This is a genomic window from Oscillatoria salina IIICB1 (genome assembly GCF_020144665.1).
Taxonomy (GTDB): Bacteria; Cyanobacteriota; Cyanobacteriia; order Cyanobacteriales; family SIO1D9; genus IIICB1.
On sequence record NZ_JAAHBQ010000109.1, the window covers coordinates 1 to 11591 of the forward strand.

The 11591-nt window shown below is 39.2% G+C and carries 8 protein-coding genes; 2 read left to right on the top strand and 6 right to left on the bottom strand.

The features are described from left to right. Window positions 1-130 precede the first annotated feature (130 nt). Window positions 131-1687 (top strand): S8 family serine peptidase, encoded by a 1557-nt coding sequence (locus G3T18_RS22570; RefSeq protein ID WP_318014023.1) that lies wholly within the window; start codon window positions 131-133, stop codon window positions 1685-1687. 709 nt (window positions 1688-2396) lie between these two features. Here G3T18_RS22570 and G3T18_RS22575 read toward each other — a convergent pair. From G3T18_RS22575 to G3T18_RS22600, 6 genes are all read right to left on the bottom strand, one after another. Then, entirely contained in the window at window positions 2397-2945 is a 549-nt protein-coding gene (locus G3T18_RS22575; protein ID WP_224412853.1) for a hypothetical protein, read from the bottom strand. A gap of 229 nt (window positions 2946-3174) precedes the next feature. After that, window positions 3175-3759 (bottom strand): hypothetical protein, encoded by a 585-nt coding sequence (locus G3T18_RS22580; RefSeq protein ID WP_224412854.1) that lies wholly within the window; start codon window positions 3757-3759, stop codon window positions 3175-3177. A 51-nt stretch (window positions 3760-3810) separates the two neighbouring features. After that, window positions 3811-4956, bottom strand: a complete 1146-nt coding sequence (locus G3T18_RS22585; protein WP_224412855.1) for a CAP domain-containing protein — start codon at window positions 4954-4956, stop codon at window positions 3811-3813. Window positions 4957-5013: 57 nt separating this feature from the next. Then, a complete protein-coding gene (locus G3T18_RS22590; RefSeq protein WP_224412856.1) occupies window positions 5014-5940 on the bottom strand; it encodes a S1 family peptidase in 927 nt (308 codons plus the stop codon). A 37-nt stretch (window positions 5941-5977) separates the two neighbouring features. Beyond that, window positions 5978-6820 (bottom strand): S1 family peptidase, encoded by an 843-nt coding sequence (locus G3T18_RS22595; protein WP_224412857.1) that lies wholly within the window; start codon window positions 6818-6820, stop codon window positions 5978-5980. Then, window positions 6814-7452, bottom strand: a complete 639-nt coding sequence (locus G3T18_RS22600) for a COP23 domain-containing protein (protein ID WP_224412858.1) — start codon at window positions 7450-7452, stop codon at window positions 6814-6816. The genes G3T18_RS22595 and G3T18_RS22600 overlap by 7 nt, the downstream gene beginning before the upstream one ends. Window positions 7453-7759: 307 nt before the next feature. On the opposite strand from G3T18_RS22600, the gene G3T18_RS22605 reads away from it, so the two are divergent. After that, window positions 7760-11452 carry a WD40 domain-containing protein gene (locus G3T18_RS22605; RefSeq protein ID WP_224412859.1) on the top strand — a complete coding sequence of 1231 codons (3693 nt, stop codon included), beginning with the start codon at window positions 7760-7762 and terminating at the stop codon, window positions 11450-11452. Window positions 11453-11591 lie beyond the last annotated feature (139 nt).

An 11591-nucleotide genomic window follows, 5' to 3' on the forward strand; every position in this document is an offset into this window, starting at 1 on the left:
ATGAAGAGAATGCAATCAGGCTTAAGGCGATCGGATCGATCGCTATTCAGGTAGAGAGAGCGTAAAATTGGGAAAAGAAGAGTAATTAATAACAGCCGCAGGTCAGATGAGGAAAAATTTAGCATTGCTGGTGAGTGGTTTAGCTGCATTGAGCGCACCAGCCTTAGCCTTAGATACTTCTGTTGGACAAGGAGGGATTAATGCTCGTCGGTTGCACGAAGCTCCTTATAATTTAACTGGTCGTAAGATCGCGATCGGTCAGGTAGAGATTGGTAGACCGGGATTGTTTGGTTTGGATAAGGTAGTTTCCTGGAATCCAGCACTAAGTTTGGCGGGGGTATTTCACCGCGATTCGCCCGCAGAGTCAAATAAGTTTGTTGATACTCACGCGGGAATGGTAGCGGCGGTGATGGTAAGTGGAGATAAGGATTTACGGGGGGTTGCACCGGATGCGAGGTTGTACGCGAGTGCGGTAGGAAGTTTGAGAAGAGGCGGACAACCGGAAGAGTGTCTTTCTAGTCAGCACGTTGCTTTGCAAAATAATGATGATGTGCGGGCGATTAATTATAGTTTCGGGGAGTCTCTGCGACGCGATCCCCGACCAGAGGCTATTTTAGATGGTAATGCTTTGCTGACTAGATGTGTTGATTGGTCGGCGCGAGTTCACGATGTTCTCTATGTGATTGCGGGGAATCAAGGTAGTGGGGGTATTCCGATTCCTACAGATTTGTATAACGGGATTACTACTGCTTATACTACTGAGCGAGATGGTGTTTTTACGAAGATAGATTTTGCTAATTTAAGCGATTTGCCGGAAGGAATTGGCAGAAGTTTGATTGAACGGGAAATTAATATTGGACCGAGACGGGCGATTAGTTTGGTTGCTCCGGGTAGTAATATTACGGTGTTTGATTTGGATGGTAAGCTGGTTAAGGTTTCGGGGACGAGTTTTGCGGCGCCGCATATTACGGCATCGGTAGCTTTGTTACAAGAATTTGGCGATCGCCAATTAAAACAAAATGCGAGTAATTGGAGTGTTAATTCTCGTCGCCATGAGGTGATGAAGGCGGTTTTACTCAATTCTGCTGAGAAAGTTCAAGATCCTGGCGATGGTTCGCTTTTAGGTATGAATCGTACGATCCGGACTAAAGATAATCGTACTTGGTTTGAGGGCGATGCGGCTCAAGATCCGAAAATTCCTCTAGATATTCAAATGGGAACTGGTCATGTGAATGTCTTTCGCGCTTATCAACAGTTTAGCGGCGGTCAGTGGAGTCCGGAAAGCTCTGCACCTGCTCTGGGTTGGGATTATCGTACCGTAGAAGCTGATTCATCTCAAGATTACGAGTTAGAACAACCTTTGCAAAAAGGAAGTTATGCGGCGGTAACATTGGCTTGGGATCGCTTGGTGGAACTAAACGACGAAAATAATAACGATCGCTACGATCTTGGCGAAGATTTCCGCGATCGGGGTTTAAATAATCTCGATGTTTATCTGATGTCTATTGACAGTAACGATCCTCGCCGCAGTGTTTGCGCTTCTGTCAGTGAAGCTGATAGTGTCGAACATATCTTTTGTCAAGTTCCTGAAACTGGACGTTACAAAATTCGCGTTCAATATCGATCTCAGGCGAACGAGAAAACTCAAGCTTATGGTTTGGCTTGGTGGACTCAGCCAGCACAATAATTGATTTTTGTCAAGGTTTTATCTCCTTCTCTCACTTTCCCAATTTAAGGGGTAATGAATGTAATAGTTTCTCCAGAAACAGAAAAGGGTTGAACTCGATTTTCTTAATTGTTGAAAGTTTTTATTGGAAAGGGGGATAAAGTTTACTTAATTTAACCCCCTTTCAGCAAGTAGGTACTTTTTTTAGTACCAATAAGATTTGACTTTTGCTTGATTAAAGAAAACGAAGAAGTCCATCAGGAACAGGAATGCGATCGCGGATTTCATTAGTCAACGCATTAACTGATTCAAAATTGTAAACCTCTGGATAGCAAGATCTGTAATCTAAAGAACCTTCTCTTCCTACAATTGTAAGAATTGCCTCAGTCGAAACACGAATGTTTGCCCCTTTTACGCGAACAGTAAAACCACTTTTGTAAGTTTTACCAAAAAAAATGGGTTTAAAGCCTCGCTGTTCTACGGCGACTTTGATTGAAAAGAAACTAGAAAGTTAGTACAATAGTTGATAGCGAGTAAAACTAAAATCTACGTGATTCTTCGCTCTAGTAGGTCGAAAACCCGGTAAGTAAGAAACAACGGTTAGATTGGCTCTAACGGCAGTATGACTAAACCACTGCAAGCTTTCTTCAGAGCGAGGAGCGTACTAAACTAGCTGAGTGATGGATGTTTGAAAGCATAAAACTCAAAAAAGTAAGCGCAATATATGCGGCTATATGTCAACATATTGAGCGTCTAGAGGCAACTTGACTGTGCCTGCAAGAGGAAAGAGAACTACTTGTGAATCCCCTCCCTTTAGCAACGCGGAGGGAGGGGAGTAGTCAAATCCATATCCATCACCTAAAGGACTTTGGGCGCGAAATTTGACAGTTCCACCACAAGCATCCTCCGACGAAACTGGTGTCGTTGTCTTAGTAGTGAGTGTAGGAGAAACAATCTCAACAGAGGTAGCAGAACAAGTGGGATCTTCAAAAGTTACTTCAATAATAGATTCTTGGTTAACTTCTACTTGATTAGGATTTGCTGTAACCGAAAGAGACGGTTGTTGTGGAGTTTGTTGAGGTCGTTCGGCTGTTTCCGAGCAACTTTCTTCGCTTTCATAATAGCCAGAAGAACCACTTAACATAGAAGAACCACTTAACATAGAAGATAACCAAGTTTGAGCTTTTTCTAAAGCCATTTGAGCGTCTTGTGCGTATTCTTCGGAACTGGGTTTACCGAGATAATTACCGATATAGTGAGACTCTTTAGCCTGCTTCAATCTTTTAGAAAAATCTAAAACGAATGGACACTGATTTCTTAAGCACGAAAGATTACTTGCAAGACGAGTTGTACTCAATCGAGGAATAAAAAATGTAATCAACTTATTACCTGCAAAAGAAATCTGTTTAGCAAGTGTGGCACCCTATAACAAAAAAAATCTAGTTCTGAAATGATGGAAATTAAGCAATACCTAAACTTACAAATAGTTTAAGTATTAGAAAATCGCTCTATCTTAATCTGTTTAAAGTCCAAGGTAAATTTAATTGACCGCAGTTGTAAGTTCCAGTAATTGAATTTCCATCGCTACTTACAGTTCCGGTGAAAATATTGAAGTCTCCTTGAAGAGTTACTTGATTACCTTCTAAACTACCTTCACTAATAAGCATCGGACTATAAAGTGACCCCTTGGTATCAGCTTCTAGATAATTACCATTTTGTGTAATTGAAACATTTGAGCTAATCTTATTTGAACTTGCAGCACAGCTAGTAGCAATACCATCAATACCGGAAGCTAAAATATTAGGTTCGGTTAATTCCCACAGCCACTCACCATTAAGGTTAAAAGTAATTGGTTGTTCGGAAATAGTAGGATTATTTTCCTGACCATCGTTGCTAAAGATATCAACTTGAGCAACTTCACAATCATTTGAATAATTAGCTATAGCTGTATCTTTCGTAAAAGAGCAAGCTGATGAATCAATCCCTAAAACTTCGTTTAGAGAAACGGCAATTATTCTTTGAAAAATTGCCGAACTAGAAGTAAAAGCAAGAAAACTCAGAAGCGCGATCGCCCAAAACTTAATTTTACGCATGAATGACCTCAAAAATAGATGGGAAAGAGATTACAAAACTAGACTTGTTACCTACCACAAATAATCAGAATTAGATCCAGGAGATGAATTATTAGGTGGAACGGTATAATTAGAATCTGACTGTCGATCGCTAGGGTTTTCATAGACTGTCGAACATTCAGGAGCGGTTCTCACAACTTCTAAGGTTCCATTCTCAGTCTCTCGATACAAAAAAGGAACTACACATTGTCCCTCTCCGTTGACTAAATAAACAAAAGGAATCCCGTAGTAATAGTGACTGGAATCATCTTTCAACCAGTATTGACGACCGCAAGCTGAAAAATTAGGTTCTTCTTGACCTCGGCGAAAGTCAAACCAAACCCGGTATGGTGAACGATCATAACTATCGGTTCGGATGGTTGGTTCGCTAACAAAATTAGAACCACACAGATTATTAGCCGCCGTAGTTGTGGGTGGTGAAGATGGTCGATTTTGAGAAGGTTGTTCAATTCTTTGTTGAGGAACAGAATTGCGATTACTACTTGTGTTCGTTTCTGGATAAGCTGTCAAAACTACGAGAAAATATTGCATTTTTTGACCATTACGCCTGCATAAATAGCCAATTCCTACTTCCGAATGTTCTTTATAGAAGTCGTTGAGAGCAAGTAAGTGAATCCGATGACCAGGAGGAAAGACATTCTCATCTACAATTAAAGTGGCGATCGCGTCTCTACCGGAACTAGATACATTGCGAGCATTACCAATTACCCAGAATGTCCAGAGAGATTCAATAAAATTATTAGCAGGATCGTCCAAAAAAAACGATGGTAAAGGATAGCCAGCTTGAGCCACTTTTTGATTCGGTCCAATTCCATCAGGATCGACATGATCGAAATAATTTCTAGTTGCCATGTCTAAAACTCTTTCTCTCGCAACCTGCCTCAATATAGGATTCATAGTTAATGGAGGTTGAGGAATAGCATTACTTATATTTATTCCTAATTCTTGTCCTATCTTTTGGGGATTTTGACGAGCATAATTGAGATAGGCTAAAGCTCTTTCTTCTTCTTGTTCTGCGTTACAGTTATTTCGTTGAGCCACAGTTAAAGGCGAAGAATACTGAATCTCTTGAACACTAGATTGAGCCTCCAATGGAAGTAAATTCAGTAAGCCAAATGTTACAGAAATTGATGCCAGTATTCTTCGTTTAAAATTCATGGTTTTCCTCTCACAATAATCTTCAAACTTAGGTGCGAGTCGCAGTTGAACTTATTTTTAGAACGGAAGGATTCTGTCAATACCTCTTTCGATACCTCTTTCTACTCCTCGTTCTAGCGATCGCTGAAAAACATCTTCAATATTCAGTCTGTCTCGCTGGTCGGGTTGGGCAGGAGGTGTATAATTGACAATCAATTGTTGTGGTGGAGAATTCTCTACCTGCCAGCTTAAAAATAGCCCTTGACTAGAAGCAGATTGCAAGAAAGTATTAATGGGAATTCCTAAATTCAACCCCGACTTAATCAAATCGGCAACAGCTTCAATTCCTGGTGTATCTGAGGAAACAGACTGCTGTACTCGCGCACGGGTTTCAGCATCCCCTAAGCCATGAACGCCAATAATTCGCCCATCAGAATCAAATACTGGACCCCCGCTCATTCCTCGTCGAGTTACAGAGTCATAAACCAACGCATAACCATCCTGACGCGGTGTTTCTAAAACACTGGAAAGAACACCTCCGGTAAACTGACGAGTAATTTCGTTAATTGACTGACTTGGTGCGGGCCACCCAGAAACAAAAACTGACTGTCCTTGTTGTACTGTACTGGTATTAGCTAATTTCGCAACCTGATAGTTTTTATCGCTAGTAAAAGATACAACTGCTAAATCTATTCCCGGCAAACGTTTCACCTGGCTATAATCAAGTTCGTGAACTTGCTTATCTGCTGTGACAATATGATACTTATTTTGACCGCCAACAACATGATTCGCCGTCAAAACATAATAAGTATTACCTTCCTTCGCAATAATCGCACCAGAGCCGTGTCCTTGACCTTCTGCGACCCGAATTAATACTGTTACTTCACGAGCAATATTATTGACTTCTACTCCAGTCAAAGCCAATACAGATTGAGGTTGAATTGTCACAATTGCAGTAACGATCGCTGTTCCCGTTATAGCTGCTAAATGTTCAGAAAATTTCATATTTTTACCTCATTTTTTAATTAATTACTAACAAAAATTAATCAACTAAGTTAGTATTTACTGCGGAATTTGGTTGCTCTAAAATTGATTGTCCCAACCGTTGTGTCACTCTTTCTACTGGTATTCCCCAACTCAAAGGAATCATTTGTTCTCGCAACTGAGATGAGGGTTGAGAACCATCAAAAAATACATAAGGATCTCCCCAAAGAGGATAAGCGTGCATTCCATTAATACCAATTACTTCACCTTGAACATTCAATAATGCACCACCGCTCATTCCCTTGCGAATATCATTCGTATAGCCGATTTGATATCCTTCTTTCAAAGCTTGTTCTAACAGTAAGAAAACTTCTCCTTTCATCACCATAAAACCTTTATTTCCAACGAAAAAAGGAGTCAGAGAAGGTAAATCTCCTTGAATAGGAAATCCTGTAGCTAATACTTCATCACCTACTGCAATACTTGAAGCATTTCCTAATACCGCAACTGGATAATTGGCGTTACTGCGAAACTGTAACAAAGCTAAATCGTAACCCGCAAATCTCTGATTTTCAGCTACCACAGCCGAGTAAATTCGACCGTCTGGAGTCTGTAAGGAATAAGAATCGGCTGGGGTCAAAACATGGCGATTTGTAACAATTGTATAAACTTGTCCTTGTCGCTGAATCAAAATTCCTGAACCCCAGCTTCTTCCTGACAAAACTTTTACGGTAATCTTTTGGGCAATTTCAATTAGTTTTTCTTCTGGTAATTGCGTGTTTTCTTCGTTAATTATGATTTCTGGTATTGAACGATTTTCCGATTGTGCTTGGCTGGAAATCTGCCAAGATAAAGTACCACAAATAACTAAGAGAAATTGCCAGTAAACTTTGTTTACCAAATCGTACCACCTGGTTGTGTAGTAGGAGTATTATTATTATTCGGAGTAGGAGTTAAGTTTGGCTGAGTTGGGGTATTTCCTGCTTCGGCTGTAGCTGAATTCAAGTATTGATTCACATCAACAAAAACTCGACCATTTTGATTAGAAATATGTCCGCTTCCACCAGTGGTACTTTCATAAAGCGGACCACCTGCACCTGTACGAACTTCAAATAATTGTTGTAAAGTTCGACTGGCATTTTGTCCGCGTTTTAAGGTAAAAAGTAATCCCGTACAACCACCACCGTTGGTGCTGGTAACGCAAACCACAGGTTGACCATTCATAATTCCAGTGGTTAGATAACTGAGAGTACCATTGTTGTAATAAGTTTGGAAGCGAGAGGAAACTTCTTCACATCTTTTTTGGGGATTATAACCAGCACCAGTAAAATGGTGAGAAACCCAATGAACTACGGGAATATTTCCCCGTGGTGTACTTGCAATTGTTGTGGGTTTGCCGTTACTTGTTCCACAATAAAAGGTGATTCCTTGGGCTTGACTTGGTTGACTAAATAAAGTACCTGTAATTAATGTTGTGGAAATAAAAACAACATTAGTGAAAAGAGAACGAAGGAAAAGTGAGTGAGTTTTCATTGGTTTATTTTTGCGAGTATTTATAATTGAACTGAAGACTAAAGAATGCTTAATCAATTCCGAGTTTTGTCTGAGTAGTTGTCATGAAAAATCTCCCTACAGTTAGATTTGAATAACTCTGAAGTGAGACAAGGTAGTAAAAAATACTCAGTTGCTTTACACTACGAGTAAGAAAAATTATCGGCTTGTTTCCTGATTAGGTCTAAGATAATCTATTGAACTAAAAGGAGAAAGGTCAAATTGGGTTCTTTTTGGATGTTATAATTTAGGGAATTTGAACCGAATTTGAACTTGACAATTTCGGAAAATGCCTAAACCTCCGAAAATCCAACCATCTGCACGAGGAAAACAGTTAATTAGAGAAGCTGCCAAAAAAGTGATGTTGCGAGAAAATTGTAATTGGCAGGAGGTCATTAGCTGGCTTAGTTATCAAACAGGTTTTTCTTTATCAACGATTAAACGATTTCTGGGTACGAGGGAAGAAAAAGCTGGTCCAAGAAGCACAAATAGAGGCTGTAGTCAAGAGAAATTTGTTGAGTTATGTGAAATATTAAACTTAAATTGGCGAAAAGTTGCGGAATTACCGACACCAATTTCCCAGGAAAATCAAGCTAGCGAGATTAATTCGGTTAATAATCAAGATTGGGGGGAAGCGCCGGATGTTCCGCTTTTCTGGGGACGAGATGCGGAATTGATGACACTTAAGGAATGGATTGTCGGCGATCGCGCTCGTCTTGTGGCAATCTTAGGAATGGGTGGTATTGGGAAAACCCATCTCTCTCTGAAATTTAGCGGCAGAATGGAATCTCTTCCGGTAAAATTTGGTCGGGGTGGTATCGGGAAAACAGAACTTTCGCTGAAATTAGCACGAGAAATCCAACAAGAATTTGATAAGATTATTTGGCGATCGCTAATCACTCCCCAATCAGCTACAACTTTAATCGCAGATATCCTCAAATTTCTCTCTCATAACCAAGAAACCGAACTTCCCCACACTCCCGAAAACCTCACTCAGCAACTCTCCCAACTAATCGACTACCTACGCAAATATCGCTGTTTGCTAATCTTAGATAACTTAGAAACAATTATTCAACCAAATTGCGAAATTAGCAAATATGAACCAAGATACGAAAGCTACAGTCAAATATTTACAAAAATTGCCCAAACACCCCATCAAAGTTGCTTACTTTTAACCAGCCGCGAACGACCCCCAGAATTAGAATTAAATCAAACAAATTCATCACCAATTCGCGCATTAGAATTAAACGGACTTGAAGAAGAAAACGCGCAAAAACTCTTCCAACATTTCGATAACTTTACCGTAGAAAACGAGCAAGATTGGACAAAACTCAACAATCTTTATAATGGTAATCCCCTAGCCTTAAAAATAGTCGCCCATCATATTAAAGAAGTTTTTTTCGGGAATATTTCCCAATTTTTACAACACGGTTGCTCAGTTTTTGGTAGTCTTAATAACTTATTATCCTGGCATTTTGACCGACTTTCAGAACGAGAACAAGAAATTATGTACTGGCTCGCAATTAATCGCGAACCTACTTCAATTATAACTCTAAAAGACGATTTAGTTTCCGCAGTTTCGCAAAAAAAATTACCAGAAACTCTACAATCTTTACTACATAAACTACCCATCGAAAAAAGCCAAGATCGAAACAGTTTTACCCTGCAACCCGTCTTAATGGAATATACTACCGAGAGACTAATTAATTTAGTTTGTCAAGAAATTCAAACCGAAAAATTACAAATCTTGAAAAACTATGCCTTACTCAAAGCCCAAAACAAATACTATCTCAGAATTAGTCAAATTAGAACTATTCTTGAACCTATTAAAGATAGATTACTGACTATTTATAAATCTCCTTTTTTTCTCCAAGAAAGACTAAAAGCCCTTCTCCAAATTCAGCGAGAGAAATATCCTTTACAACCCGGATATGTTGGAGGAAATTTGCTTAACTTACTTAGTCAATTAACTGACGACTTTCAATCAGAAAACTTCTCCAATTTAACCATTTGTCAAGCTTACTTAGTTGGAAAAAATCTTCAAAACACTAACTTTTCTAACTCCAACTTATATAAATCAGTTTTCACCCAATCTTTTGGTGGAATTTGGTCGTTAGCATTTAGTCCCGATGGTACTATTTTAGCAGTAGGTGATTCCAATGGTCAAGTTCGTCTTTTGAGAGTAGAAGATGGACAATCAATTGCGATTTTTAATGAACGACATACTTGGTGGACTGTATCGCTAGCATTCAGTCCAGATGGACAAAAGCTAGTAAGTAGTAGCTTAGATAAAACTATCAAAATTTGGTCAGTTAATACAGGTCAATGTTTAAAAACAATCAGAGGACATACAGCTTGGGTTTGGTCAGTTATATTTAGTCCCGATAGTGAATTTATTGCGAGTGGTAGTGACGATACTACAATTAAACTTTGGTCGGCTTACACAGGTGAAGAAATCAGAACTTTAGTTGGACATTCGAGTAAGGTTTTATCAGTTACATTTAGTCCCAATTCTCAAATCCTTGCTAGCGGTAGCGCTGATGAGACAATTAAGCTTTGGAATTTGGAAACTGGAGAATGTCTCAAGACTTTAACTGGACATCAGGATGTTATTTGGACTGTTGCATTTAGCCCCGATGGTCAAATAATTGCTAGTTGTGGTTGTGAAAAAAATATTCGACTTTGGGATATAAAAACTGGCGATTGTATCAAGGTTTTGCGAGGACATAATAAAGAAATAAAGATGTTAGCATTTAGTTCCGATGGTCAAACAATTGCGAGTGGTTGTTTTGAACCAATTGTGAGATTTTGGAATGTCGAAACGGGAAAATGTCAAGCTAGTTTAAGAGGACATAAAAGCGGAATTCGAGCAGTTGCTTTTAGTCCGGATAATCGCACTGTTGCTACTGGGGATAATGACCAAATTGTCAAGTTATGGTCGGTGGAAAAGAATGAATGTTTTAAGACTTTTCAAGGATATAATAATTGGATTTATTCGATTGCTTTGAGTCCTGACGATAAAATAATTGCGAGTAGTCATTTAGACCACAAAATTCGCTTATGGAATGCTCAAACTGGTAAGTGTTTGCAAACTTTAACTGGACATACTGCTTGGATTTGGTCAGTGGTTTTTAGCCCCTTTTTAAATAGGTTAAATTTGTTAGCTAGTGGTGGTGATGATGAGACAATTAGATTATGGAATTTAACTACTGGTGAAAGTTCAGTTTTGCGTTCTCAGCAAGAAGCGTATCAAGGAGCAATTTGTAGTGTTGATTTTAGTCCGTATGGTCAGTTTTTGGCTAGTGGTGGACAGAATAATGTTGTTAAATTATGGTCAGTTAAAACTGGAGAATTTTTGAGAAGTTTTGTTGGACACCAAGGCTGGGTTTGGTCGGTTGCTTTTAGTAATTTTGCTGAGGGTGAGGAGGGAGTTTTAGCTAGTGGTAGTGATGATTGTACAATTAAGCTTTGGTCAATTAGAACTGGGGAATGTTTCAAGACTTTAACTGGACATACGAATAAAGTTAGGTCGATTTTTTTTAGTGATGATGGGCAATTTTTAGTTAGTGGTAGCGAAGATAATAGTTTAAAAGTTTGGGATATTTTGACTGGAGAATGTCAGCAAACTTTTTGGGGACATTCAGGGGTAATTTGGTCGGTAAAATTAAGTTGTTGTGGTCAATTTATTGTTAGCGGTAGTAATGACCAAACGATTAAGATTTGGTCACTGAAAACTGGTGAGTGTATTCGTACTTTACAGGAACATACAGACCAAGTTGTTTCGGTAGCTTTAAGTAGTGATGCGGAAATGATCGTTAGTGGGAGTTTAGATGGTACGATTAAGCAGTGGGATACTCGAATTGGTAATTGTTGGCAAACTTTGAGTGTTCCTCTTCCTTATGAGGGGATGAAGATTGGGGGTGTAAAAGGTTTAACTGGGGGTCAATTTGAGACGCTTAAGGCTTTAGGTGCTGTGGAATAAATAACTTGTAAGATGCGATCGCGATCGTGAAACTAGAATTTGAACGCTTGCGTCAAGCTTACCGTAATCTTCAACTTGAATTTGAACAGTTTCAGCAAAAATGACCGAAAATCTTGGGTTTCAAGCCCCGTCCTTTAGG

Excerpts from the sequence above, each read along its gene's own strand:
- G3T18_RS22580 (WP_224412854.1), bottom strand. The coding sequence starts at position 3,759 with ATGCGTAAAATTAAGTTTTGGGCGATCGCGCTTCTGAGTTTTCTTGCT.
- G3T18_RS22585 (WP_224412855.1), bottom strand. The coding sequence starts at position 4,956 with ATGAATTTTAAACGAAGAATACTGGCATCAATTTCTGTAACATTTGGC.
- G3T18_RS22590 (WP_224412856.1), bottom strand. The coding sequence starts at position 5,940 with ATGAAATTTTCTGAACATTTAGCAGCTATAACGGGAACAGCGATCGTT.
- G3T18_RS22600 (WP_224412858.1), bottom strand. The coding sequence starts at position 7,452 with ATGAAAACTCACTCACTTTTCCTTCGTTCTCTTTTCACTAATGTTGTT.
- G3T18_RS22605 (WP_224412859.1), top strand. The coding sequence starts at position 7,760 with ATGCCTAAACCTCCGAAAATCCAACCATCTGCACGAGGAAAACAGTTA.